Below are 26,270 nucleotides of genomic sequence, written 5' to 3'. Positions count from 1 at the left end.
AACCCTTGCCCCTTTCTGCCTTGGGCTTCGGCCGCTCCATGCGTCCCGCGGCCCTTTCCTATAAGGAAACTCTTTGGTGATAGTGCCGGATTGCGGCTATTTCATCAAGGTTATCCTGTTCGATTTTTTTCTGTTGCTCTATATAGGCATCCAAAGACTTTTCTTTAAGCAGATGCCATGTTTTTTCTTCCTTTTGCTTTAAAAGAAGTTCCTCTTTTTTCCCGGCGATTTCCTGTTCGATTGCCCTATGTTCTTGTTCCATCCGGGAAATTTTCACATCAAGAAATTCCAGGTATTCATTTTGTTGGAGGATATCGGAAATAAAGGTTCCGCCCTCCATCTGTTCCCATTGGGAGATGCAATCCTGCCGCTTTTGGACGAGGGAATCCAATTCCTTCTCGATTCCTTCCTTTTTCATCATCAACAATCCCATTTCAGACAGGGAAAGGTCCTTCTCCCTTTCTTTTAGAGAAAGGATATGCTGGTATGGAAATTGAAACGTCATTGGTTTATTCCTCCGAATTGATCTAGTAGCAGTTTGACTGTCAAATCCATGCTGGAAGTTTCATTGGTACCCTGTTTGACGAAATCGTCAATCCAGCCTTTTACATCGATGGCTTTATCGATATCGCGGTCCGTTCCGCGTTTATAGGCGCCAATCTGGATTAAATCCTCTGCCTTCCTATACACACTCATATGCTTTTTCAACGTTTCCGCGGCATTTAGATGTCCGGGGTCGACGATGTCCTTCATGACACGGCTGATGCTCGATAGGATATCAATCGCCGGGTAAATTCCCTTTTGGGCAATTTTCCTGTCGAGGACGATATGCCCATCCAAAATTCCCCTGACTGTATCCGCTATCGGCTCATTCATGTCATCCCCATCAACAAGGACGGTATAAAACGCGGTAATGCTGCCATTTGCATTTGTGCCTGCCCGCTCGAGAAGGCGCGGCAGCAGGGCGAACACGGAAGGAGTATACCCCTTTGTTGTCGGAGGCTCGCCAATCGCGAGCCCGATTTCACGCTGGGCCATCGCGAACCTTGTTACAGAGTCGAGCATAAGGTTTACATTCATCCCCTGATCCCGGAAAAATTCGGCGACAGCTGTGGCAATCATTGCGCCTTTAATCCTGATCAGCGCGGGCTGGTCGGAGGTCGCAACTATCACGACAGACCTTTTTAAACCTTCTTCCCCCAGGTCGCGTTCGATAAAATCGAGTACTTCCCTTCCCCTTTCGCCGATGAGCCCAATCACGTTCACATCTGCTTCCGTATTTCTGGCAATCATGCCTAACAGCGTGCTTTTTCCAACCCCGCTCCCGGCAAAAACGCCGACCCTTTGCCCCTTTCCTACAGTCATCAGGCCGTCTATGGAACGAATTCCGACACTTAGCGGCTCGGTGATTCTTGGCCTGGATAAAGGGTTTGGCGGCAGGTTGTCCGCACCCGCGTCAAGCAGGCCGGATGGAAGGCCGCTGCCATCCATCGGGTTGCCGAGGCCGTCGAGCACTTTTCCAAGGAGGTCCATTCCAACCTTTACAGTCAAAGGCTTCCCCGTCGAGACGACATCGCAGCCAGGCGCGATTGAATGAAGGACATCAAGCGGCATAAGCAAAACCTTATGGTCCCGGAAACCGACAACTTCCGCTTTAATCGGCTTATTCTGCTGAGGAGAGTAAATATGGCAGATGTCTCCCAATTTGACATCAGGGCCCTGCGACTCGACAGTCAGTCCGATGACCTGGGTCACTTTGCCGTTCATTTTAATCGGGTTAACTGTTTCCAGTACATCCCGGTATGCTTTTATATCCCATCTACTCACTTATCCGGACCTCCTGCTGATAGGAAAGGAGTGCTTTCTTTATTTCGCTCAGCTGCATATCAAGGCGAGCGTCAATGCTTCCGGATGACGTCCTGATAATGCAGCCCCCCTGCTCGACTGAGTAATCGGGAAAGATTTTAACTTCAACTTGCCCATTGTCGACAGCCAAAAGCTGCTTCCTTTGTTTCTGGACAAAGGGGAAATCCTCCGGGGCAACACCGATGGAAACGGAGTCTGTTTCATACACATCCGCAAGTGTTTGTTTGATCAGGCCGGTAAGCGTGTCAGGATCTGTTTTCAGTTCCTGCTGCAGCACCTTTTTGGCAATATCAATGGCCAGTTCGAGCACAAAAGGCTCCGCTTCCCGTATTAACTCTTCTTTCTCCTGATAGGCAAGCTCCAAAATCGAGGCGGCCTTCTGAAGTTCCGAAGCATATTGGACCTTCGCGTCATTTCTTCCATCCTCTATCCCAAGCTGGTAGCCTTCCTGGTAGCCGCGCCTTTTTTCTTCCTCAAGCTGGATAAGGAACTGTTCTTGCTCCCTGTTCCGCCATTCTTCCAGTTCAATCCGGGCGGCTTCCCGCTCCTTTTCAAGTTCAAGCCCGATATCCACATATCCGGTTTCCGGCTGTGGCGCCAGGTTGTCCACCTCCAAAACCTCCCGAACAGGGGATGGGGCCGGGACACCAACGACAATCCGGCCGGTTTCCGTTTTGACATTGAATGATTTAAGAAGTCTAGAAGACAAGGTCTTTTGCCCCATTTCGAGAAATGATGATTGTTCCTTCCTCTTCCAGCTTCCTTATGACAGACACAACCCGGCCCTGAGCATCTTCGACGTCTTTCACGCGCACCGGTTCGGTCGAAGAAAGCTCTTCCATGAGGCTCTCCTCACGGCGTTTCGAAATATTCCGGAAGATGGCATCTTTAACTCCCTGTGAAGCAGTGCGGAGTGCGAGCGGAAGATCCTGGTTCTGAACATCCATAAGGATGCGCTGGATCGAACGGTTATCAAGATAGGCAATATCTTCAAATACAAACATCCGTTGCTTAATCTCATTGGCAAGCTCGGGTTCTTCCTCCTGCAATGTGTCAAGGATGTTCTTCTCCGTGCCACGGTCAACGCTGCTTAGAATGCTGACAATCGAGTCGATTCCATTTTGCGCGTCATGCTTTTGCGAGCTGGTCATGTTCAGCTTCTCCTCCAAAACCCGTTCGACTTGCTCGACAATATTCGGGGAGGCCGTATCCATCATCGCGATCCGCATCGCGATTTCAATCTGCCGTTCTGAAGGGAAAGCGGACAGAGTAGCGGCTGCCTTCTCCGGGTCAAGATAAGACAGGACAAGCGCGATTGTCTGGGCATTTTCATATTGAAGCAAATTGAAAATCTGCGATTGCTCGACATTTTGGATAAATTTGAACGGCTTATCATCAGCGCTGCCGTCCATTCGTTTCAGGAATCCGGCCGCCTTATCAGGCCCAAACGTCCGTTTGAGCAAGTCGGTCGCAATATCGATTCCTCCGTATGACACAAGATTCGCGTCAACGGCAAGCTGGTGGAATTCCTTCATGATTTCGTCCTTTACATTGGATGTCACCTTGCGCAGGCTGGTAATTTCCTTTGTAATGGCCTCAATCTCTTTTTCATCAAGGTTTTTCATAATTCCGGCCGAGACATCCGGCCCTACAGAAAGCAGTAAGATGGCTGCCTTCTGTGTATTTGTGTACTTTTCCATCTTATCGCCCCTTAGTCACCGGAAAGCCAATTTCTGAGCAGGCCAACAAATTCATCCGGCTGCTTCTTGGCCATCTCCTCAATTTGTCTCTTAATAACAACTTTTTCATCTTCAACGGCAACGGCTGCTTCCAATCTGGCCGCTTCAATTTCAGGAAATGGATCATTTTCTTCAAAAACAGGTTTATTCCTTCTCCTGGCGAGGTATATAACAAGGAGGGCCATTAACACAACCGCGCCGATAAGCGCGTATATTGCCCAGGTTGGGAATGGGCTTTCCGTTTCTTCGGCTTGAGGCAATTCCGCTTTACCGCTGAATTCCCTTGCGAAAACGGTAATCCTAGATTCAATATCCTCATCCTGTAAGGTAGTATTATCACTTAATGCCGTCCGGACAACGTTACCAAGAATTTGCTGGATGCTCCTTTGCGTGACAAGCGTCAGTGAATCGGGATTTGTTGGATCCGGCGGTTCGACACCTACATTGATTGTAATATCTTCAATTTTATAAGGGCTTTGGACAATTTCATTGGAAATCCTGTTCACTTCATAGTTGACACGCTTTTCCAATTCTTCGGAGCTGTTTTCCTGCCCGCCGCCCGGTGTGGCGTATCCCGGTATGTCTGTTTCTCCGGTTCCGGTCGTGGCCGGCGCAGCGTCTCTTCCGTTATATTTTTTCGATATTTCTTCGACGCTTATGGCAATGCCTTCTCTGGACGCGTCATTAGCCGGCTGGACAAGGTCTTCCTTTGTCTTTACCTGGTCAAAATTCAAACGTACATATGTCTGGATCAAAACTTTGTTATGGCCGATGATCGTGCCAAGCATTTGCTGCAGGCTTGATTGGATATCCGTTTCAATATCCTTTTGGATTTTTCTTTGCATTTCATAATTGTCCAGAACCTTTGTTGATTCATTCTGGACATTCAACCCCCGGCCATCCTGGTCAGTCATGACGATATTTTCTTTTTGAAGGTTAGGTACGCTTTTTGAAACCAGGTGATAAAGCACCTGGATTTGCTGCTGTTCGAGCTGATAGCCCGGTTCCATTTCAATGACAACTGATGCAGATGCGGCTTTTTTATCTTCCCGCACGAACAGGCTGTCTTGTGGTGTGGAAATGACAACAGCCGCATTTTTAACGCCTTCAACATGCCTTAATAAATCAGCGACTTCACTCTGGAGCGCCTCACGTTCCATCGCATCAAGCTGGCGGTCCGTCGCGCCGAACTGCAGGTCTTTCGTCATGTCGAAAAAGCTGATTGACCCCGTTTTCGGAAGGCCTTTTGCCGCCATTGAAACTTGGAGGTCTGGCGCACTTTCCCGCGGGACCATGATCCGTGTGCCGCTTGAGTCAAGCTTGTAGTCCGTAAAGCCTTCCTTGTCAAGGGCAGCCTTAATATCGCCAATTTCTTTTTGGCTCATTTCATTGCTGTATAAAGGTACATAATCCGTCTTCGTCAGAAAATAAATCGCCGAAGAAAGGATTAAGAAAATCCCTATAAAAGAACCGATAAATAAATACTTCTGTTTTTTACCGATTGAATTCCAATATCCCTGAGATTTTGTTTTAAATTGCAGTAATTGTTGATTCATGGCCGCTCCACTATACTACGTATTCCCATGATTAGATTTGCATCCTCATAATTTCCTGATATGCTTCCACGGCCCGGTCGCGTACCTGGGCTGTCAGAGCTACGGCGATGTTCGCCTTTTGGGCCGCAATCGTTACATCATGGAGGTTCACGGCCTCGCCCCTTGCAAGAGCGGCGGTTTTCCCTTCAAAATCCTTGACCGCCAGATTGGCATCCTGGATATATTGGTTCAGCATCGTCCCGAATGAGCTTTCATTGGAGGCGCCTTGCTGTTTGTTTATCGTCAGGAAATTGGAATTGTACGGTTGGATGCTGGAAATATTCATTTGTTAAAATCCTCCTTATCGGCCTATCTCGAGCGCTTTGACAAGCATTGCTTTGCCAGCATTGAAGGCTGTCACGTTCGCCTCGTAGGCGCGTGAGGCGGACATCATGTCCACCATTTCTTTTGTGATGTCCACATTCGGCATGAATACATAACCTTGCTCATTGCTATCTGGATTGGTTGGATCGTAAACGGCTTTGAATGGGGTCTGGTCCTCGACAATCCTTGTTGCCCGGACGCCCGTAAGCTCTTTTTGCAAATAGTTGGCGAAGGAAGGGGCATTCCCCTGGGACACCTCGACCATTTTTCTTCGGTATGGCACCCACTCTCCGTTGACGAACTCCCCTCTTGTTGTATTTGCGTTCGCAATATTGGAGGAAATCACATCGAGCCTTAAACGCTGTGTTGTCAATGCCGAGCCGCTAATGGACAAAGATTGAAAAATAGACATTTATAGATTAGCTCCTTCCCCTAATTGCGGTTTTGATAAGATTGAACTCTTCATTGATGCCGTATGTCAGTGATTGGTACCAGATGGTGTTTTGGCTTAGCTGCGACATTTCATAGTCGATGTCGACACCGTTGCCGCTATTCTGGAAAACATTATTTTCCTGCTTTAGCTTCGCCGATGGGATTCCGCCCTGTGCGCCTATTGCAAAATGCCTTTCGTCGGTACGCTTTCCTGTGAAGCTGCTATTCATTTCCTTCTGAAGGATTTCTTCAAAGGCGACCCTTGAAGCCCGATAATTTGGGGTATCCACGTTGGCTATGTTATTGGATATCGCCTTTTGCCTTAAGGCGGAAGCATCGAGCGCGCTTGTTATAAGGCCTATCGTATTCAACTCTTTCACCTGCCGTCCTTTTTATAGGTTACCGATACTGGCTTACACCGATTTTGCCTGCTTGATTGCCTGCGCCCAGGTAGTCCGTAGCTCCTGGAACATGCCTTCTACTTCATTGATTATCTCGGAATCTTTTGCAATGTTCGCTTCAATCAGCCTGCGTTTCATATATTCGTATAAAGGTAGTAGAGTTTTTGAGATTTCATAATCCATATTCAGGGTCACCATCAACTCGGTTACGATATCCTGCACTCTCGTAATATGGGAATGCGCTTTGGCGATGTCTTTTTTTTCAATCGCGGCCCTTGCCTGCTGAAGAAATTTTATCCCGCCATTATAGAGCATGAGTGTCAATTCCTCCGCCCTGGCGGTTGTTACCTGGTTCCGTTGGTAAATCTCGCTTGGATTTAACAAAGTAGTGCCTCCCTCAACTTTTTTTATCGTAAAAATAGCCTTCGGTTACCGGCATCCAATCATCGTATTGCTGCGTAACATATTGCTCCCGCCTGACATTTTGGATGCTTTTGGTCATCTTTTGCAACGTTTCTTTAAATCTTTTATCCAATTCCTTTTCCTTTGCCGCCAATTCAGCAAGGAGTGCTTCGATACGGTCATCACTAAGTGCCGCACCAGCTTCTGTATCCAACCGGCCGATCGCGGAAATGCAGGCATCCCTTTCTTCAAGAAGGGAATCAACTTCTTCATTTTTGCCGTTTATAAGGGCTTCCAGCAACTTGTCCGAAACGGCGCCAAACCGCTTGAGCTGTGCCAGCTTTTCCTCAAGTGCACCAATCATCTTTTGCCAACTTCTTTTAAGGGTGAGCGCATGATTTCCTTGATTCGTACCCCGAAGTGTTCATCAATGACGACAACCTCGCCGATCGCGATCAATTTATTGTTTACATAAACGTCCACCGGCTCGCCTGCCATTTTTTCAAGCTCAACAATCGAGCCGCTTGTCAGCTCAAGCACTTCACTTATTTTTTTCTTTGTCCTTCCCAATTCGACGACTACTTCGAGCGGGATATCGAGAAGAAGTTCCATATTCATGCTGTCGTCATAAGCCCGTCCAACGACATCGGGTTCCAGCTCGCTAAACTGGAACACTTCCCCGCTCGTCTCTCCCAAAAGGGCATCTATTTCATCTTGTGTCAGTTTCCCGTTTTCCATTTTCCGTATCTCCTTCTATCACCTTCTCAATTTTCGCAGCGACACGTGATTTCCTTGTCCCAGGGTGAGCTAGGAATTTCGTTTCCTCATTCACCTTTACATGGAGGGGCTCATCGACTGGCTGGTTCAGCTGGATAACGTCATTTTCCGAGAGTCCCAAAAGCTCTTCCATCGTAATGGTCGCACGCCCCAATTCAACAATGAGCGGCACGGCCAGATGCTCGATCCGTTCCTGTAAAAACTCGCTCTCTTCCTTGCTTTTCACCCATTTGTTGTGTCCATACCAGTTATGGGACGACAATTTGGGGATAAACGGCTCCAGCAATATGTATGGAATGCAAAGCCGCATCGATTCAATCCTGTTTCCAATCGTTATTTGAAAATCGACCACAATAACCGTCTCCGTAGGTATTGCCAATTGTAAAAATTGCGGGTTCGTTTCGAGATTCAATAATCTAAGCTGCAAGGTGATGATATCGTTCCATGCTTTTTGGAGGGTTTTGACAACCCCTTCCAAAAGATGCTTCAAAACATTCGTTTCAATTGGAGTCAAGGCAGCTCTTTCAATTTCCTTAAGCGCTCCCTTTCCCCCCAATAGCCGATCAATTATTCCGTATGCCATTTCCGGATTCATATCAAGGACCATGCGGATTTCCTGTTCCTTCGCTTCAAACACACTCAAGATTGTTGAGTCCGGCAGTTCGTTAATAAATTCCTCATAAAGCATTTGCTCAACGGACCCCACTTCAACCTGTACGATGGAACGGAGCTCAGCGGATATGAAAGATGCAAGCTGGTAGGCAAAGTTTTCGTGAATTCTTGTTAAAATTCTTACCTGTTCCATCGACAGGCGCAAAGCCTTTTTAAAATCGTAGACTTTAATGGCTGCTGTTTCATCCAAGTTGGCGCTTTCGTGCGACTGGGAAATTCTAACCCCCACTTAATCAACCTCCTAACTTCAAAAAAGCAAATTTTAGCATCAAAAAAGAGCAAGGCTATCCCGAAGAATAGCTTCGCCCTTCTAATTTTCAGGACTAACCTAATTTCGGCAACTGGCTAGCATACTGTTATTTAACAATTTAGCCCCTGTAGTTTTGCGTCGCTGGGTTTCCCCAGGTTTGCTATTTTCGAATTTTTTTTGAACTTTTTAAGAATTTTTTAGAATTTTTTCCAACTTTTTTTATTGCAATTTAACTGAAATATAACACCTGGTAAAAAATTTTTCAATGGAGTTTTTAAAAAAACGGTCATAAAAACACGAAATGCATCGAATTATATACATATTTTTGACGATTTTTGAGTATATTCTCACAAAAAAGGTGGATACCTGCTTCGAGGTATCCACCTTTTTACATATATTCACTATTAACGCTTCAGATTTACCAATTCTTCTAAAACGGAATCGGAAACTGTAATGATTTTTGCATTTGCCTGGAATCCGCGCTGAGCGGTAATCATATCTGTCATTTCCTCGGAAAGGTCGACGTTGGACATTTCGAGTGCGCCGGAGATGATTTGTGCTGTTCTAGGTGCGGTGGTGTTTATCTTGGCATTTGGAGTTTCAGAATATAACGAGCCGCCGACTTTACTCAATCCACCAGGATTATCTACTTTCACCAATTTTATTTTACTTGGATACGTTGTGGCCACCCCGTTTGCGTCCACCCCGACAATCGATCCGTCCTTGCTAATTGAAAATGAAACATCGGTCGCATTAATTGTAATAGGACTGTTCAACTCATTCAAAACGAGCATCCCATTTGGATTAACAAGCTGCCTGTTTTGATCAAGCATAAAGTTTCCGGCCCTTGTTAAGTAAGGCTTGCCTGATGCATCCCTTACCTGGAAGAAACCGTCGCCATCAATATATAAATCGGTCCCAACGTTCGTTGTCGATGGGCTTCCGGGAGTGGAAACCGTGTCGATGCTCGCTACCTTTGTTCCAAGTCCTACCTGGATTGGGTTTGTACCCCCAGATTGCGGTGTAGCGGTTGGTGCGCTTGCACCCTTGACCGTCTGGCTAAAAATGTCCTCGAATACGACCCTGCTTTTTTTGAAACCGACTGTATTGACGTTCGCGATGTTATTACCAATGACATCCAGCTTAGTTTGGAAGGCTTTGAGCCCTGAAACTCCCGAGTTTAGTGAACGTAGCATATTTTGTTCCTCCTGTTATTTTTCCAATTCCATGGAAGTGATGGCACTAGACAGAATTTCCTGATCGCCGACTTTGAAATAGACAAGATTGTCTCTATAGTGAACTCCTGTGACAACTCCGCTTTCCTGCGCGTTTGTTTCCGGGTTTGTCCAGGTTACCTTATTTCCCATGACGTATGAATATTGGCTAATGTTATTTGATGATTCCAAATAGGCTGTAAGCGACTTGTTTAAATTTGAAAGCTGTTCGAGAACGCTTAGCTGGGCCATTTGCCCAATGAACTCGCCGTCTTTCTGCGGCTGGGTCGGGTCTTGCTGCTGGAGCTGGGTAACCAATATTTTCAGGAATGCCTCTTTTCCAAGCTCCTGTTTATTTGTGTTTCCGATTGTGGCCGTTGAATAGGAGTTTATTGATTGAATTGATGACAAGCTTTTCCCTCCCTTAGGCTGTGGTATTTATTTGCGAATGAGTTGCTGTTTCGATTCCGTAATCCTGGTACTTTTCTTCAGCGGGAATTTTTTCGTCCCCACGCTTTCTCGATTCCTGATTTCCCTGCCTCGGATTTGCATCTCCTCTTTGGGAGAAGGCTCCCATGAAGTTGTTGCTTGATTGGAACGTAATATCAATCTTTCCAACTTGAAGCCCTTGGACTTCGAGGGCGGAACGCAACGTATGCATCTGGGTTTCGAGTAGGTCTTTCCCTTGAAGGGTGGTGGCCAGAAATTCCGCTTTAACCTGTCCATCCTGGATTTTCACCTTTACTTCAACATCCCCAAGATGCTCAGGTGAAAGTTTTATAATTGCTTCAGTTCCATCCACAAACCTTTGGAAACTGACAGCCGGTTTCATTCCATCCTTTCCTTCCGTTGCGGATTGCTGCTGCAGGGCGGATTGAAAAAATTGCTTAAAGTCCTGCTCGAAGTGGTTAGCCCTGAGGACAGGGACATCGCCAGCGATAACTGGCTGCAACTGATGGGCCGAGCGGGATTCATTGGATGGAATTTTGGTATCAGCATCGGCAACGGCTTTAGTATCTGTTGGCTTGAAAGCTGATTCAATTTCCGTTGGCTTGAAAACTGCTTCAGTATCTGGTTGCGTTAAAGGTACTGCGGTATCTTGTGGCGTTATTTGTGCTTCTCTTCCGGATCCCGAAGAAGCTTGAAAGCCGACCGGCAACAGTTCAGGTTTAAGCGGATTTCCTGATTGATGGGTTGCCTCTTTTGGTTGGCCCCCAGGTATATTCGATTTCTCCTCCCCCACTTTCATGCCTGTCGTGATAACCGAGTCATCTGATATCTGAAAACCATCTAAACCATGACCGACTTTTTCATCGAGCATTTTTTGCAACTCTGCCATTAAAGGGCTATTGCCGTTTGGCCCGATTGTATTGGTGGGTTTTTGCAAAGTCGATAGGTCCCATTGCTTTCCGATTTGAGGAGTCAGAGCCTCTTTTTGCCGAAGTGCTAGAAGCCTAGGGTTAACTCCAGCCTGCTCTTGGGCTTCCGGTTCAAGAGTCGAAGGACTTTCCTGGTCTGTCAAATTTGTTAACTGACTTGTCAGGAGAAATGGGTTTAGTCCAACTCCCATACCGTCCGTTTCTCCAGAGGCTTTTTGTTCACCCTCCTCTTTCCCGCTTACCATCTGAAAAAGGAGATCGAAGGATGCCGAAGTGGACGATTCGGTTCCCTGCCCCTTGCCGGGAGCAGCTTTATTTACATTTCCCAACATAGTTGGCTGTATCATTCTTTTCACCTACTAATTGAAATTCCAAAGGCGGCAACAAGATACTAAGTATAGTAAACGACTTCACATAATATGACAATAGAGTAATTTTTTCTTAAGTTCCGTTGATTTTGGTAGAAAACAAGTTAAAATAATAGCAGACTAACATGAAGGAGCGTAGATCATGACTGTCGGACCTTTATCCAGTAATTGGTTTTTATATAAAACACTTATGGACACAGCCCTTTTTAATCAAAGCAGCCGCCTTGGCCCGTTCGGATTATCAAACAGCTCGTTCCAGCTGCTTTTGGAACAGGCGCTTCTCAAAGCCGAAAGCGGCCAGCAAGCCTTAGAATTTTCGGATGAACCAGCTTCTTTCGGTAGCAACCTTGCTTCTTTATCGCCTTCCACTCAGGAAACTTTATCAGCTTTGACCAGGTCAACCGGCCAACAAACCAGTATTACAAGTTCGAACATTGATTCCTCCACTTTGAATCAACGGCTCGGAGGAGTACTTGAAAATACAGGAGAATTCTTTGTCGAGGCTGGCCGGAAATATGAGATAAGCCCGGCTTTGCTTGCCGCCATTTCCATTCACGAAACCGGGAACGGAACTTCTAATGCGGCCCGATTTAAATTTAACGTTGCCGGGATGATGGGCAAGGATGGCTTAAAAACATATTCTTCTGTCAAAGAAAGCATTTTCGATATGGCGAGGAACCTCCGCCAAAATTATCTTGATAAAGGAAAATTGACAATTTCGCAAATTGGCGCGAAATATGCACCAATCGGAGCGGCAAATGATCCGACGAATCTGAACAATCATTGGGTGAAAGGCGTTAACAAGCAGTTTGCGACTTTAACATCGGAGACCGATTTTGCATAAAATCGGTCTCTTTTTTTGTCCGAATGGTGAGCTCAATTTTACGGCTTAGTTCAACCAAACGGGTTCGTACTCCCGCTTTTTCTCCGCCTTAGCGAAGAATTTGTCGGGGATAACCATCAGTGTGGAGTAACCCTCTACTAATGGTTAATTCACTTTATGTCTACATTCCGGACTGCTGATACAGCCAGGAACTTTGCGAGTTGAATTTGGCAACTGCCTTTTCCATTTCTGTGAACTGACGGTAGTATTGGTCTTCCTTTCGGAACAGCCTGTCGGTTTGTCGGTTAATATCGTTTTGAATTCTGGCCAAAAGCCTACCGACTGTACTTTGGTCCATTTGCGAACTGCCCGTCACTCCTGCTTTTTTTGTCAATTGGGAAATAGCTGTTTGCATTTCATCTGACAACTGATTGACAAGCCCGTTGGCGCCTGTAGCCGTATCCCCTACCTGAGAAAATAGCTTTTGGACTGCGTCCGGGTCCGCCTGGATGGCCGCGGTTAACTTCGTTTCATCGATATACAGTTTTCCGCGGTCCTGATAGCTTTTGGAACCAATCCCAATTGAACTCAGCGAATTATAAGAACTTCCCGTGCTGACAGTTGAATTCATAATGCCGCGCATTTTGTTCAGCACCGCAGTCAAAATGCTGTCATTCCGCAAAAGCCCGCTTTTCGCTTTTTCTTCCCATTTCTCGATTTGCTTTTCCGACATATCCGTTTTCTGGTCATCAAGTAGTGGCTGGTAATCTCGATAAACAGGTTCAGATACAAGCTTGTTCAGGCGATCGATCAGGGAATTATACTTTTCTACAAAATCTTTTATATTCTTAACTTCCGCCTCGACGCTGCGGGTAACTGTAACGGTACTGGTGCCGACAGTCGTGCTCTTGAAACTGAAGTTTATTCCCATTATTGTTCCATTGTTTGTTGAAAAATTTGTTATCTCTTTTCCGTCAAAAATTATATGGGCGTTCGTTCCGTTTGCAACAAGATTAGTGGTGTCTAATTTCAACGTTTGTCCTAGAAAGTCAACGCTGGCGGAGTTTTCGCTTAGAACTATTTTTGCATCCTTACCAGTCGCCTTTGTCCTCATAGTGAACTGCTGAAGATTAGGATCGTAAAACGCCTGAAGCCCTAGGCTTTTGTTTGTAGTGCCGTCGACTGCGCCATTGATTTTTGAAACGACATCGCCTATTTTATCCGTTGCTAGGATTTCAATTGTCGCCTTTTGTTCAACAGAAGGATTGGCAGGATCTGTTACGCTTATAGAAATAGAAGTAGAGGTATTCGGCGGTTGTAGGATCCCCTGTTCCCCGAGCGTTAATGTTGGATCTAATGAGACATTTTCCCCTGTAAACGATGCCTGGCGCGCCAAATCCTTTACTTCAATTGAGTAAGTTCCCTGGATGGCACTTCCTGTCCCAGTGCCCGAGATGGCATTCGAAAGGCTGGAGGTTACTGCAAATGTATTGTAGGAGCTTGAGAGTTTCATATTGAACAATGTAGAATTTCGGAACGCAAGAAAGTCAGAATTCAATTGTCGGTAGGAGTCGAGAAGCCATGTCTGCTTCTGCTGTTTCTGCTTAAGCTGGTTAAGCGGAATCCTTTCAACATCCATCAGTTTTTTCACAATCGATTCAGTGTCCAATCCGGATGCTAGCCCTGTAATTCTCGTAACAGAGGAAGTATTCATCCACCTTCACCTCGCACAAAGTGTCTTTTAAATAACTGTATCGGCATAAAAGTTTTAAAAGTAGAGAGGAAATTGAAAATAATTTCAAAGGGGGCTTTTTAGCAAAAAAAAAGAGCCCCGGAATGATTCCGGGACCCATTGCTTATTTAACTTTTACGGTTGTTTTTGCTACTACCAAATAGTTATTGTCCAGGTAACCGCGAAGCTCCACTGTAACTTCACCCTTCTCCCAGTTGAAATCTTCTCGTTCAAACTTGAAGTGGCCTTTTTCCGCCTGTTTTTGCAGTCCGTTGTTATCCGCTTTTGCAAAAACGCCATTCAAGGTGACCGTTTTGACATCAAAGTTGAGAGACTGGAATTCTTTCGGCAAGTCCGCTTTTACTGTGAAGATGCCTTTATTCCCTGTGATTACTTTCGGAAGCACATCAATGGAAATCGGAATATACACTGTGAACGTTTTTTCCTGAGTCGTTGTCCATCCGGCGGCATCCGTCACCGAAAGCTGGATTTTATAATCCCCAGGCTGATCAAGCTTAATGCGGTCACCATTGGAATATGTTTTGCCATTAACCTTCAATTCTTTTGAAGCTATTTCCGAAATTCCGTCAAAAGCCGTATAATCCAGCGTTAGTACAGAACCAAGTTCATATTCTGTTTCTGCCACAATCACCACTCCTGGAGCAGATTTGTCCACTTTCACTTCAGCTGTTTTGATTTCTTCTGCATTTTTGGCTTCATCAACAGAGTAATAAACTATTTTCGTGATTCCTTCTTTGCTGATTTTAAAAGAAGTGCCTTCCACAAAATCGGAACCATCGATTGAGTAGTACGTCTTCGATTCTTTGCTGATGTTGTCAGCGGAAGATAATGTCACGATAACATCCTCTTTAGACCAGCCTGAGGGAAGAGTTGCCGTTGTAACAGGCGCAGTTTTATCAATTTTGATTTCTGCTGTTTTTGCTTCTTCCCTATTCCCTGCTTGATCAACCGAGAAGTACGTAATCTTATTAACTCCCTCTTTTTCTACAGTAAAAGAAGTACCTTTGATAAAATCAGAACCGTTAATCGAATAGATCGTAGCTTTAATCCCACTTGCCTCGTCAGCCGGTATTAAGGAGACGTCGACCGGATCATTTACCCATGAAACCGGGGTTGAAGTTTCAGTTGTTGGTGCGGTTCTATCAATTAGTACTTCTACTGATTTTGCTTCTTCCCTATTCCCTGCCTGATCGACTGAGTAGTACTTAATCTTATTGATTCCCTCTTTTTCTACTGTAAAAGAAGTGCCTTCGATGAAATCAGAACCGTTAATCGAATAGAATGTCTGGACAATTTTGCTTAGGCCATCGAATCCTGTCAACTCAATTGTCGCGCTTTGCGAATACTCAGGAATCGAATTGATCGCTGTTTCGGGAGCGGTTTTATCAATCCAGACATACGCCGTCTTTACTTGTTCCATGTTCCCAACGTTATCGACAGAGTGATAGGAAATTTTATTGTAGCCTTCCATTGTTACTAAAATCGATGTTCCTTCCGTAATCGGCCCATCATTCAAGGAGTAGAATGTATTTTTCACTCCGGTTTCGTCATCGTTTGGATGAAGTGTGACCGTTACATTTTCGGTTGACCAGCCATCAGGCCCATCAAAGACAGTTTCCGGAGGCGTTGTGTCAACAATCAGCTTTGCAAGCAAAACTTCCGACGGCTCGGATTCCCCAAACGAATTGCTGTAAGACGTGACAACGTATTGATGGTTGGCATATGTCAGGTTTTGCAACGTATAGCTGAGATTGTTGATTTTTTCGGCAACTAGCACTCGTTCTTCACCAATTAACTCATAAATATTATAGCCATTCGCATAAGTGACGAAATCCCATGAAATATACGCGCTTGTTTCACTAAGCAGCTTGAGGGAAGCGGTTGGAACGCCCATGATTGGATACACAATTTTTTGCTCAAAGCGGTTGGAAGGAACCGATTCCCCAAAGCGCGTGTTGTAAGCCGTTACTTCAAAGGAATGTGTTTCCTCTTTCAGGTTATAAACCTTGTAAGTTCGCGCCGTACCTTTGTATAGGAGCTCTTTGTTATCGCCCTTAATTTTATAGACCCTGTATTCTTCCGCCCATGTAACCTTTGGCCACGAAAGGGTGATATCGTTCGCGTTAAACACATCTCCGCTTAATTGTGGAGCCTGGACCACCGGCCATGTCAGGTTAAACTCGATGAAACTTCCTGCAGGCGACTCTCCGAAACGGTCACTGTATGAATGGACGAAGTACGTATAATCGCCCTCTGGCATATTTGTGAAGGTGACCGATCTGCTAGTCACGGTTTTAACTAAACTCTTTTCACCATTTTGAATCTGGTAAATCCGATATTCATTTACATAAGTGGCTGCATTCCAACTAAGTGCAATGTCATTTCCATTTGATATTGTTTTTGTGAAATTTGCCGGTGCTTGCATAACCGGGAAAACCAGGTTGATAGAGATTGTGCTGCCTACAGGCGATTCGCCAAATCGATCGCTATAGGAATGAACGACAAAAGTGTAATCTCCTTCAGGCATATTTGTGAAAGAAGTTGAAGTTGAAGGTACAGTTTTATTTAAAATCCTTTCTCCATTAACAAGTTGATAGACCCTGTATTCCTTTGCATAAAGTGAAGCGCTCCAGCGAAGTGTAACATCATTTCCATTTGCAAAAGAATGAGTTGGACTTGCAGGTGCCTGCATTATTGGGAATACGATATAAGATTGAACAGTGCTTCCCTCCGGAGACTCGCCGAACCGGTCGCTGGATGAGTGGACTATGAACTCGTAATTCCCTTCTAACATGTTCGTGAAGGTGGTTGTGGTTCCTGTAACTGTTCTAAGGAAAACTTTTTCGCCATTATTCAATTGATAGATTTTATAAGCTGCGGCATAGGTAACGGCATTCCACTTAATTGTAATATCGTTGCCGTTTGTTATTGTTGTTGTTAAATTTGACGGATGTTCAATTACCGGATGTACCATTGTAATTTTAGTTTCTGCGCCAAATGGAGAATCACCGAGCAGGGTGGAGTAAGCTCTGACTATATAACTCAACTCTCCTTCGGGCTGGTTCGTAAAGGTGAAGCTTGTTCCTGAATGGGTTTTAACCAAGGATTCATTCCCATCGACAACCTGGTAGATTTTATAGCCAGTTGCATATTGGACTGAGGACCATGTAAGCGTAACGTCATTTCCGTTTTTAATCGAAAAAGATAAGTCTTTAGGGGCCGGCAAGAATTGCCCCTCTATGTTTACAACAAATGGCGTACCAACCAATGATTCTCCAAACCTGGTTGAGTAGGAGTAAACTTCATAGTTATATTGTCCAGGAGCCATATTGCTGTATGAAACCTTCTTGTCAGTGACAGTACTCTTTAATACTTTTTTACCATTCTCAATTTGATAGACTTTATAATTGGTTGCAAAATCGACTGAGTCCCAGCTAAGCGTAAAAGAAGTAGGGGTTGTCATTGTTTGGACCGCATTCGAAGGAGCCGCCATTTTAGGATGGACAATCGAAATGGTAGCAGATGTCCCTTCGCCCGATTCACCAAAACGGGTGCTGTTCGCATAAATCCTGTAATTATGTTTCCCTTCAGGAAGATTCACCAAGGTTGTATTCGTTCCTGATACAGTTGATTTTAAAATCTTCTGGCCTTCGACAATTTGATAGATTTTGTAATTCGCAGCTAACTCCACTTGAGTCCATGTGAAAAAAACATCATTCCCATTTTTGATTTCATACGCAAAGTTTTGCGGCGCTTGAAGAATGATTTGATCCAATATAAAAGAAATCGTTGTTGATTCAGCAGATTCACCGAAACGGCTGCTGTTCGCGGTTACCGATAAGACATACTCCCCTGCCGGCTGGTTTGATAGGGTAATCGTCGTTCCGGTTACATTCCTCAACAAAGTCCTTTTACCATCCGCAACCTTATAGACATTGTAATTTTCTGCATTGGCGGATGCTTTCCATCTCAGCACGATATCATTACCGTTTTGTATTTCATAGGTTAGTTCTGTCGGTGGATTAATTTGGACCGCATCTATTGTGAACGATACTGATGCTCCGGTTTCAGATTCTCCATATCTGTCGCTGAAAGCATAAACCTCATATTGATAGTTGCCTGCGGGAAGCTTTGTATACGTAACGGATGTTCCTTTTACCGTGCTTTTCAGGATCTTTTGTCCATCAAAGATTTGATAAACTTTATACGAAGTCGCATTTGGCGCCGATGACCAACCGATAGCGGCGTCATTATAGTTTTGAATTTTTACCGTCGGAGTCCCGGGAGGCTGCATCACGATTTCGCTGACCGCAAGCGTTACCTGGCTTCCTTCATCTGATTCACCGAACCGGTCGCTATAGGAATGAACAACATAACTATGGTCACCTGAAGAGACGTTTTTTAATGTAACCGAAGTCACGGAAGCAGTATTCACCAATTGCTTTTCTCCATCAAGGACTTCGTAGATCTTGTAGTTCACCGCATAGGATGAAGCCTGCCATTTAAGTGTAACGTCTGTCCCATTGCTAACCGTAAAGGATAAATTAGCAGGAGGCTCCATTACGGGGTAGGCAAGTTCCACATTTACCGAGGAAGATGCCGGTGACTCTCCATACAAGTTATGGAATGCTGAAACAGCAAAAACATGTGAACCCTCTTCAGCCTTTGCCAACGTATACGTTCTTGAAGAGGTTGTTGCAATAAGATTTTTCTCACCAGTTTCATCAATCTGGTAAACATTATAGTTTGATGCATATTGGGATGCATCCCAGCTAAGTACAATATCATTTCCGTTGTTAATTGTTGAAGTTACTTTTGCAGGTGCCTGCATATTCGGGTATATGATTTCAACGCTTACCGGTGCGGACGGTCCCGACTCACCTTCGCTGCTTAATGTCGATACAACATACCTATAGGAGCCTTCTGAAAGATTATTGAGGCTATAGTTTGTTGCAGTAACTGTTGCAAGCGGCACAATTTGTCCATCTTTAATTTCATAGACTTTATAGCTTGTCGCGCCAAAAACTGTATTCCAGGTCAGCTTTCCGTCGTCAGGGGTAATTGATTGATATGCCAGATTACTTGGCGGAAGCATCGTGGTGCTAGCAAATGCGGTAGCATTCCCAAAAGGCAAAACCAGTTGGTAGAGCAGAATCAATGTTAGTAAAAATATCGGGATTATGGACCTCTTCTTTCCCATGGCTTTGGCCTACCTTTCGTTAAAAAGTGGTATGTTTTTAATTTCACATGCAATTAATTCCATTTTTATGTAAAAAAGGGTATAAAAAACGGCCATCGGAAACCCAATGGCCATTTTAAATTTAAAATTAACGAAGTAACTGAAGAATGCTTTGTGGCTGTTGGTTAGCTTGAGCAAGCATCGCTTGAGAAGCTTGGGCAAGTATACCGTTCTTGCTGTTTTCAACAACTTCCTTCGCCATATCAACGTCACGGATACGGGATTCAGCAGCTGTTAGGTTATTTGAAGTTGATGCTAAGTTATTAGATGTGAATTCCAAACGGTTTTGCTGTGCACCAAGAGTAGCACGGGTTGTAGATACCATTGAAATTGCACCATCTATTGCTGCTAAGCTGTCTGCGAATTTAGCGCTACCTGCTCCAACAGTTGAAATAAATTTAGAATTAGTTGTATCTCCAAGTGTAGTCTTATCTAATTTTTCAATTGTAATTGTCAAAGTTTCAAGATTATTGGCACCAACTTGTAATGTCTTACCATCCTTAAAAGTGCCATCCAGTAACTTTGAACCATTGAAATCTGTTCTGCCAGAAATGTCATCAATCTGACCTAGTAGCTCTGTTAACTCTTTATCAATAGCGGCGGTATCATTAGCATCCAATGTATCACTTCCACCCTGCACAATTAGCTCCCTCATACGTTGAAGTACTGCATGAGTTTCATTCAAAGCTCCATCTGCTGTTTGGATTAAAGAAATACCATCCTGAGCGTTACGCTGAGCTTGATCCAAGCCACGGATTTGTGCGCGCATTTTTTCAGAGATGGAAAGGCCTGCTGCATCATCTGCACCACGGTTAATACGAAGGCCAGAAGAAAGTTTCTCCATGCTTTTTGCCTGGTTTGCACTGTTAAGAGTCAGTTGGCGGTGAGTGTTCAATGCTCCAATGTTATTGTTGATAATCATTTTATGTACCCTCCTTTTATTGAGGAAATATTTTCCCTCTGTACTTTTATGTATCGACATTGTTTTTAAAAGTGTAGAGGGTATTCGATAATTTTTTTTATTTTATTGATATTTTTCTTCTATTGTTTTCGATGGCGATGATTTCTTTTATAAGCCTGTTTTCATCGGCTACGGGCATGTCAAGAAACTGAATTCCGTAGAGTGAGTGTTTCCTTCCCAGGCTTTCGATTTTTCGGACAATTCTTCCGTTGAATGTGAACTGCTCCTTGTTCAAAGAGAAATGGAGTATGACGAATATCTGATCCTTTAAAGGAAAATCCTCCTCACAAAAGACCCCCGCTCCTCCCGCGCTGATATCAACCAGTTTGCATGTATATTCTTTGTTCATAACATCAGCGCCAATTTTTTTAACCACCATTACCGAATCGTCATCATCAACATGGACCCTGAAGTTCTCTCTCTTATTTTCTACTTTTTCCTCTTTTTTTGACTCTATCGGGCTTTTAGACTTTCTGTTTTTTAAAAAAAGAAAAATAGCCGCAATGAGGAATATAACCACTAAAGCCCCTAGTATGATAAGCTGTTGATCCTGCATGCCCCCGCACTCTCCCCATTAGGTAACCTAAAAATAAAAAATCCCCATCTCCTGTTTGGCTGGATGGGGATTTTCAAAGTATTAAACCATATTCCCTATTCCGCCCGCTCTGCCGAGTGATTATTCTAGCGCAGGAAATCAGCAAGGCTTAGCTGCATCATTTTCGCACCGGCTGAAAGCGAGGCTTTGATGGCCGATTCCTGTAAAGAAAGCTCAGTGAATGCTTTCGCGATATCTGTTCCTTCCAATTCCGTCAGCATTTTCTCTGTCAGAAAATGCGCTTGATCCAACCTGCTAGAAGCTTGCTCCAGAAGTTTCTGGCTGGAGCCGACTACTGCGCGCTGAGCCAGGACATTGTCCATATGCCCATCGATTTCTGATAGGAAGTTCCCCGGGTTTTCTCCATCCTCCAACTTTTCAGCCAAAGCGGTAATAGTTTGGAAAAGGTCCCTGCCGCTTTCCGTATGGCCAAAAACCGAACCGGCGCTGACCTTCACTTCAGCATGCATCCCTTTGCCAATCTGCCATTTCATGCCATCTTGGCTGACAGGCTGCAAAGCGCCATTCGAAAATGGCTGGCTTTCAATATCAGTCCCGGAAAACAAATAGCCGTTTCCAAACCGGGTATTAGCGATTGTGCCTGCCTGATTGATGAGCGAGCGAATCTCGATGGCAATACTGTTCCTGTCCGTAGGGCTGAATGAATCATTGCTTCCCTGGACGGTAAGTTCACGGACCCGCTGCATAACTCCAGTCACATCGTCGAGCGCATCGTCCATTGCCAAGCTCCAATTGATTCCGTCCTGGGCATTTTTCTGATATTGCTCCAGTTTCGCCAAATCGGATTTGTGCGAAAGGCTTTTTAAAGCAGCTCCTGGGTTTGAGGAAATCTTATCAAACACTTTCCCTGATGCTATTTGCCCCTGGAGCGTCTCGACTGCACGGTTATTTTTATGAAGATTTTTCATGAATTGATTGTTTATCATTATTTGTGTTACCCGCATCATGTTCCTCCTTTCCGGCCAACCGTTACTTCATCCCATTTATCAACACATTTAGCATTTCATTCACTGCCGATACATAACGTGCTGCGGCATTGTATGCCTGCTGGTACCGGACCATATTCGTTAATTCTTCGTCAATGGAAACCCCGGAAACAGACTGTCTTTGGTTCTCGACCTGTTGCGCCATCGCATTTGCGTTATTGCTCCAATTGTTGGCAGCCTCGATGTCGGTCCCAAGCTCGCCGATTATAGTTTTATAAAAGTCGCCAACTGAAGCGATTGTCCCGCCAATTGATAGTTTCCCTTGTAGCACTTCGCTCATCTTACTTGCATTCGAGCCATCCCCGACATTCTCAATTGCTGCCGCGGCAAGTTTCGCCGGGAAATCCTTCAGAAGCGGATTTAGCATGATGCTGTCCGCATTTGTTGGCGGCTTTGTCGGATCGTTTTTATCAACAAAAAACAGCAGCTTATCTGGCTGTACCGTTGGATCGTTTTTCTTTTTATCAAAATACTCAAGGCTCCGCGCATCGTCACTGGAATGGATTCCGTTAATGCTGTCCGCGATTGCTTTCGCCAGATCATCCAGCTTCGTCTTAAGTGCCGGGATCGTTCCGGCCGTTGTTCCACCGGTTGTATAGCCGTGCGTTTCAAGAAGGCCCTGTACTTCGCCGCCCTTTAACGTGACAGGAAAACCGGCCATTGTTGCCGTCTTGTTTAATATATCAATGCCAAAAGGCTTATCTACACTGCCACCCTTTATCATTTGAGAGCCGCCTACGTATACATCCACTTGCCCATTCTGCCCCGGCGTTGTTTCAATATCAACAAGCCTCGACAGCCTATCCAAAAGCATGTCACGCCTATCGAGCAAATCGTTCGGCTGATTTCCTCCCGCGACGACTTGAGCAATTTTCAGATTAAGCGAGGCAATTTCGTTTGCCGTAGAGTTGATTTCGTTTGCCTTCACGTTAAGCTGGTCAGCGATGCTTGTTTCAACCATCCCGATATCCGAATGGATTTGGTTGAGCCGGTCGGCAACTTCCTTCCCGGATGCGGCAGCGACAACTCTTACCGATAAATCATCCGGCCGTTTCGCAAGCTCTTGCAGGCTTTGCCAAAAACGCTGGATGGAACCGTCCAATCCGCCGTCCGACAAATCATCGAAAATACTTTCAAGTGCGGAGAGGCTTCCCGATTTCGCATCCCAATAGCCCGCCTGCTGTTGCACACTTTGGTATTGTTTGTCCAGGAACCCTTCCCTGATCCTCCGAAACTCGGAAACTTCAACTCCTGTTCCAAGCTGTATCGGAAGCGTTCCATTTTGGATGCCGGGCGAGGATAGCGGAGTTGTCGCGTTAAGGACTGCTTCCTGCCTTGTGTATCCTTTTGTATTTGCGTTTGCAATATTATGTCCTGTGACGGTTAGGGCCGTTTGCTGTGAAAGGATGGCCCTTTTCCCTACTTCCAAACCGTGAAAGGTAGAATACATATCGTTCTCCCCTATGCTTTTGCGTCAAACAGCCGAACGGATTCGTTCATTTCCTTCGGGTTTGCTCCTGCGCTGTAAAGGCCAGGCCCTTCTGATGCAGGCAGGATTTGATTAATCATGTATTGTGTATATGTCAGCGATTGTTCGAGGAGCTGCTGGTTCATATGGTTGACCCGCCCGATTTCCTCGAACCGCTGCTGAAGTACGCTTAAAATCGATTTCAATTTTTCTTTCAGGTCGCCTTCGGGCTGCTGCTCAATCAACCTTGAAAATGACAGATTCACATCTTCGCCGAGTGCTCTCGTGCGCTCTTCCTCTGCCTGTTTGATTCGTTTGAGAAGCTTGGACTCCTCGGCAATCAATGGGAGAAGCTGCTGTACGTCCCCTGAAATTAAAATTTCCTGTTTCTTTTTCGCTGTTTCCAGAAGCTTGTTGTGCAAATCCGCCAATAGCTGCAGTACTTCCAGAAGCTTATTCATCCAGCTTTGCTCCGGATTTCCACAGCGAAATCAATTTATCGGCGATTTTTTCGCTGTCTACTTTGTATGTGCCATTTTCTATTTGCGATTTCAATTGCTGTATTCTCAATTCTTTATCCTTTTGGATTTGAAGTTGTGCTTCGCTTGATAATTCTACTGTATCAACCTTGTCCTTTTTCGTTCCTTCTGTGCGGCTGGGCTGATTTTTCCGATAAGCCTGATAGGCAGCATCGATTCGGTTAAATGGATTGATTTTCATAACGGCCCGCTCCTTTCAAACTATCTCTTACTCCATGTATCGACTTGTTATCTATGGCCGACTAGGGGGTTTTCACTGTTTTATGAAAAAAAATAATAAAAATACGGCGGGCACTAATCATTAGTGCGAACGCCGTATCGTTGGTGTTATGTCCTCATGATTCCATTCGCGATTCCCATCATCTGGTCCGCATAGCTAAGCGCCCTTGAATTTGCTTGGAAACCGCGCTGGGCCTTGATCATGTCGGTCATTTCCTGGTTCAAGCTGACATTCGAACTTTCCAGGAACCCTTGCCTGATTTGGAAGGAGTCGCCCGGAGCCATGAACACATTCCCGCCGGTCAGCCGATAAACTCCACCTTCGTCCTTAAGGAGCTGCGCATTTGTAAAACCGACAAGCCCGATTTGCTGGCCGGTTCCTTCAATGGTTCCGTTTGCCGCGACGGTGAAGGTCCCGTTTTCATTCAGTTCAATCGGATTGCCGTTCGCTCCAAGCAAGACATCTCCCTGCGAGTTGACTAGCTGGAACCGCCCCGGACCTATAGGCGATTTTTGAAAAGCCCCGTTCCTTGTGAATAAAATTTCCGTACCTGTCCCAGTTGCCCGCCGAACTTGGAAGTAACCTTCGCCTTCAATCATGAAATCGAATGGCTGGTCCGTTTGCTTCGGCGCTCCCTGAGTCAAATCCAATGGCGTCGCCGCAATCCGCGAACCATAGGAAACCCTCAGCCCGTCCGGCGTGAGCCGACCAACTTCTTTTTCCGCCTCCGGCTGTTGCCGGATCGATGCGGCAAGATTTTCGGAAAATGCCGCTTCCCTGCGCTTATACCCAGCCGATTCAACATTCGCGATGTTGTTGGCAATCGTATCAAGCTTTCCCTGGTATGCCTTGATGCCTGACGTTGCAATAAATAAAGATGAGCTCATGGTTTTTATACCCTTCCAATCGTATTCAACTGCTCTAATGATTTGTCGTATGCCTGGAGTACTTTCTGATTTGCCTCATACAGGCGAATGTTGGCCATCATTTCGGTAATCGTCTGAGATAGATCAACATTTGACTGCTCCAGCGTTTTATGGTGCAGCTGGAGCCCGGCAGGCAGATTACCGGTTACCATGGCCATTTCCTGTCCTTCTAGCTCGAACTGCCCATTGTCCCTTTTAATCAGCAGGTTCGGATTTTCAACAATGACCATCCCGATCGATCCAACAGTCCTCGTCCGCTGAGGCTCATTTGGAAATGCAATAATTTCCCCGTCCACAGAGATCGTGACATCTTTTAAAAGCGGGTCCAGCCCAGTAATCCTGTTTCCATTTTTCCCTAAAACAAAATCCCCTGTAGCTGTTACTAGCTCGCCGTTTTCGTTAACTGAAAAACGTCCATTCCGGGTCAGCCGCATAGCACCATCCGCAGTTTGGACCGCAAAGAATGCTGCTGGCTTCACCATCCGGCCGTCCACCTGAATCGGTTCTAATCCTTGGTCGCTTATCGCGAAATCAAACGGCATGTTCGTTTCCGTAAGCGTCCCTTGTAAAAATAACGGCAGCGTTTCCTGGTTGTAAACGCCCATTGATAACGTTCCCATTCTGGCCTGGGCCCCGCTTTCTTTTCCGCGGATCTGCTCAAGCAATACTTCGGGAAATGAACGGAGCGGGCTCGCATCCTGTTTGAATCCAGGCGTTTCCGCATTGGCCAGGTTATTCGTCAGCGCATCCTGCTTCCGCTGCAGCGCAATCATGCCCGATGCCGCCGAATCAATGCCTCTTAGCATGTCGTCTCCCCCTTATCTACATGTACAGATTCACCAAAAGCCCTTTAATCTCGCCAAGTTTGTCAAGCAGGCTAACAGTTGTAGTTTGCTTGTCAAAAACCTGATCGGACAATTCGAGCAAATGGGTGTCCACCTGTTTTATTAAAATTAATTTCTTCTCACGGCCGCTTTGCTGGAAGCTGCGGTGTTCATCAAGGGAAAATCCATTTTGGACAACTTCCTGAAGAAATTCCTTGATTGTTTGCTTGTAGGCCAATAAATCCTGGATCGTCCTCGAAACGGCAAGGCGGCTTCCATTTCTGTCCAATTGGGACAATAGCGACTGAAGCCGTTCTTGGCTCAGACCAACCTGGCTGTCCTGGAAAATTTGCTGGAAGGAGTGTGTTTCCTTACCCTTTTCCCTTACCGCCAAAAAGCGTTCGTGGCCAATTCCGTGGCTTTGTTGTATCTTCAATTCGGGCCTCCTCCGTCACGCCGGTGTCGAATATTTTTAAAAAAATACAATTGTCGAATT

At 45.3% G+C, this 26,270-nt stretch carries 27 protein-coding genes and 1 riboswitch; of the genes, 1 reads left to right on the top strand and 26 read right to left on the bottom strand.

Features of this window, described 5'->3' with window-relative positions:
• Nucleotides 1–58: 58 nt before the first annotated feature.
• The 15 genes from fliJ to RB160_RS11050 form a co-directional block, all read right to left on the bottom strand.
• On the bottom strand, nt 59–505 hold the full coding sequence (gene fliJ, locus RB160_RS11120; protein WP_316570362.1) for a flagellar export protein FliJ: 447 nt from the start codon (nt 503–505) through the stop codon (nt 59–61).
• Nucleotides 502–1,827: a flagellar protein export ATPase FliI gene (gene fliI / locus RB160_RS11115; protein ID WP_316570361.1), complete on the bottom strand. Its 1,326-nt coding sequence runs from the start codon at nt 1,825–1,827 to the stop codon at nt 502–504. Before fliI ends, fliJ begins: the two co-directional genes overlap by 4 nt.
• Complete coding sequence (locus tag RB160_RS11110) at nt 1,820–2,575, bottom strand: FliH/SctL family protein (protein WP_316570360.1); 756 nt, start codon at nt 2,573–2,575, stop codon at nt 1,820–1,822. Before RB160_RS11110 ends, fliI begins: the two co-directional genes overlap by 8 nt.
• Complete coding sequence (gene fliG / locus RB160_RS11105; RefSeq protein ID WP_316570359.1) at nt 2,565–3,566, bottom strand: flagellar motor switch protein FliG; 1,002 nt, start codon at nt 3,564–3,566, stop codon at nt 2,565–2,567. Before fliG ends, RB160_RS11110 begins: the two co-directional genes overlap by 11 nt.
• A gap of 11 nt (nt 3,567–3,577) precedes the next feature.
• Entirely contained in the window at nt 3,578–5,161 is a 1,584-nt protein-coding gene (fliF, locus tag RB160_RS11100) for a flagellar basal-body MS-ring/collar protein FliF (RefSeq protein WP_316570358.1), read from the bottom strand.
• Nucleotides 5,162–5,192: 31 nt separating this feature from the next.
• Nucleotides 5,193–5,486: a flagellar hook-basal body complex protein FliE gene (gene fliE, locus RB160_RS11095; protein WP_316570357.1), complete on the bottom strand. Its 294-nt coding sequence runs from the start codon at nt 5,484–5,486 to the stop codon at nt 5,193–5,195.
• Nucleotides 5,487–5,501: 15 nt separating this feature from the next.
• A complete protein-coding gene (flgC, locus tag RB160_RS11090) occupies nt 5,502–5,936 on the bottom strand; it encodes a flagellar basal body rod protein FlgC (protein ID WP_316570356.1) in 435 nt (144 codons plus the stop codon).
• A gap of 7 nt (nt 5,937–5,943) precedes the next feature.
• On the bottom strand, nt 5,944–6,336 hold the full coding sequence (flgB, locus tag RB160_RS11085) for a flagellar basal body rod protein FlgB (protein WP_316570355.1): 393 nt from the start codon (nt 6,334–6,336) through the stop codon (nt 5,944–5,946).
• A gap of 33 nt (nt 6,337–6,369) precedes the next feature.
• The gene (fliS, locus tag RB160_RS11080) at nt 6,370–6,741 is read right to left on the bottom strand and encodes a flagellar export chaperone FliS (RefSeq protein ID WP_316570354.1); all 372 of its coding nucleotides are present in this window, start codon (nt 6,739–6,741) and stop codon (nt 6,370–6,372) included.
• Nucleotides 6,742–6,754: 13 nt separating this feature from the next.
• Nucleotides 6,755–7,123, bottom strand: a complete 369-nt coding sequence (fliT, locus tag RB160_RS11075; protein ID WP_316570353.1) for a flagellar protein FliT — start codon at nt 7,121–7,123, stop codon at nt 6,755–6,757.
• Complete coding sequence (gene fliN / locus RB160_RS11070) at nt 7,120–7,497, bottom strand: flagellar motor switch protein FliN (protein WP_396954705.1); 378 nt, start codon at nt 7,495–7,497, stop codon at nt 7,120–7,122. The genes fliT and fliN overlap by 4 nt, the downstream gene beginning before the upstream one ends.
• Nucleotides 7,469–8,437: a flagellar motor switch protein FliM gene (gene fliM / locus RB160_RS11065; RefSeq protein ID WP_316570352.1), complete on the bottom strand. Its 969-nt coding sequence runs from the start codon at nt 8,435–8,437 to the stop codon at nt 7,469–7,471. The genes fliN and fliM overlap by 29 nt, the downstream gene beginning before the upstream one ends.
• A gap of 104 nt (nt 8,438–8,541) precedes the next feature.
• Nucleotides 8,542–8,630: riboswitch (cyclic di-GMP riboswitch) on the bottom strand.
• Nucleotides 8,631–8,862: 232 nt separating this feature from the next.
• Nucleotides 8,863–9,654 carry a flagellar hook-basal body complex protein gene (locus RB160_RS11060; protein WP_316570351.1) on the bottom strand — a complete coding sequence of 264 codons (792 nt, stop codon included), beginning with the start codon at nt 9,652–9,654 and terminating at the stop codon, nt 8,863–8,865.
• 15 nt (nt 9,655–9,669) lie between these two features.
• The gene (locus RB160_RS11055; RefSeq protein WP_316570350.1) at nt 9,670–10,083 is read right to left on the bottom strand and encodes a flagellar hook capping FlgD N-terminal domain-containing protein; all 414 of its coding nucleotides are present in this window, start codon (nt 10,081–10,083) and stop codon (nt 9,670–9,672) included.
• Between the two features lie 13 nt (nt 10,084–10,096).
• On the bottom strand, nt 10,097–11,398 hold the full coding sequence (locus RB160_RS11050; protein WP_316570348.1) for a flagellar hook-length control protein FliK: 1,302 nt from the start codon (nt 11,396–11,398) through the stop codon (nt 10,097–10,099).
• Between the two features lie 163 nt (nt 11,399–11,561).
• Between RB160_RS11050 and RB160_RS11045 the strand changes: the two genes are divergently transcribed.
• A complete protein-coding gene (locus RB160_RS11045; protein ID WP_316570346.1) occupies nt 11,562–12,263 on the top strand; it encodes a glucosaminidase domain-containing protein in 702 nt (233 codons plus the stop codon).
• A gap of 160 nt (nt 12,264–12,423) precedes the next feature.
• Here the strand turns inward: RB160_RS11045 and fliD are convergent, their stop codons facing one another.
• The 11 genes from fliD to RB160_RS10990 form a co-directional block, all read right to left on the bottom strand.
• The gene (gene fliD / locus RB160_RS11040; protein ID WP_316570345.1) at nt 12,424–13,956 is read right to left on the bottom strand and encodes a flagellar filament capping protein FliD; all 1,533 of its coding nucleotides are present in this window, start codon (nt 13,954–13,956) and stop codon (nt 12,424–12,426) included.
• Nucleotides 13,957–14,098: 142 nt separating this feature from the next.
• Nucleotides 14,099–19,195: an OmpL47-type beta-barrel domain-containing protein gene (locus tag RB160_RS11035; RefSeq protein ID WP_316570344.1), complete on the bottom strand. Its 5,097-nt coding sequence runs from the start codon at nt 19,193–19,195 to the stop codon at nt 14,099–14,101.
• Between the two features lie 127 nt (nt 19,196–19,322).
• Nucleotides 19,323–20,156 carry a flagellin N-terminal helical domain-containing protein gene (locus RB160_RS11030; protein ID WP_316570343.1) on the bottom strand — a complete coding sequence of 278 codons (834 nt, stop codon included), beginning with the start codon at nt 20,154–20,156 and terminating at the stop codon, nt 19,323–19,325.
• 97 nt (nt 20,157–20,253) lie between these two features.
• Complete coding sequence (locus tag RB160_RS11025; RefSeq protein ID WP_316570342.1) at nt 20,254–20,751, bottom strand: PilZ domain-containing protein; 498 nt, start codon at nt 20,749–20,751, stop codon at nt 20,254–20,256.
• Nucleotides 20,752–20,876: 125 nt separating this feature from the next.
• Entirely contained in the window at nt 20,877–21,758 is an 882-nt protein-coding gene (gene flgL / locus RB160_RS11020; RefSeq protein WP_316570341.1) for a flagellar hook-associated protein FlgL, read from the bottom strand.
• 22 nt (nt 21,759–21,780) lie between these two features.
• On the bottom strand, nt 21,781–23,247 hold the full coding sequence (gene flgK, locus RB160_RS11015) for a flagellar hook-associated protein FlgK (RefSeq protein ID WP_316570340.1): 1,467 nt from the start codon (nt 23,245–23,247) through the stop codon (nt 21,781–21,783).
• 11 nt (nt 23,248–23,258) lie between these two features.
• Nucleotides 23,259–23,726 (bottom strand): flagellar protein FlgN, encoded by a 468-nt coding sequence (locus RB160_RS11010; protein ID WP_316570339.1) that lies wholly within the window; start codon nt 23,724–23,726, stop codon nt 23,259–23,261.
• On the bottom strand, nt 23,719–23,985 hold the full coding sequence (flgM, locus tag RB160_RS11005; protein WP_316570338.1) for a flagellar biosynthesis anti-sigma factor FlgM: 267 nt from the start codon (nt 23,983–23,985) through the stop codon (nt 23,719–23,721). Before flgM ends, RB160_RS11010 begins: the two co-directional genes overlap by 8 nt.
• Before the next feature lie 146 nt (nt 23,986–24,131).
• Nucleotides 24,132–24,911: a flagellar hook-basal body protein gene (locus RB160_RS11000; protein ID WP_316570336.1), complete on the bottom strand. Its 780-nt coding sequence runs from the start codon at nt 24,909–24,911 to the stop codon at nt 24,132–24,134.
• 5 nt (nt 24,912–24,916) lie between these two features.
• A complete protein-coding gene (locus RB160_RS10995; protein WP_316570334.1) occupies nt 24,917–25,756 on the bottom strand; it encodes a flagellar hook-basal body protein in 840 nt (279 codons plus the stop codon).
• Nucleotides 25,757–25,772: 16 nt separating this feature from the next.
• Nucleotides 25,773–26,210 carry a YaaR family protein gene (locus RB160_RS10990; protein WP_316570332.1) on the bottom strand — a complete coding sequence of 146 codons (438 nt, stop codon included), beginning with the start codon at nt 26,208–26,210 and terminating at the stop codon, nt 25,773–25,775.
• Nucleotides 26,211–26,270 lie beyond the last annotated feature (60 nt).

This window comes from Neobacillus sp. YIM B06451 (genome assembly GCF_032667185.1).
Lineage (GTDB): Bacteria > Bacillota > Bacilli > Bacillales > Cytobacillaceae > Bacillus_D.
The sequence above is the reverse complement of the archived record's forward strand: the minus strand, read 5'-3'. Positions and strand labels throughout refer to the sequence as shown.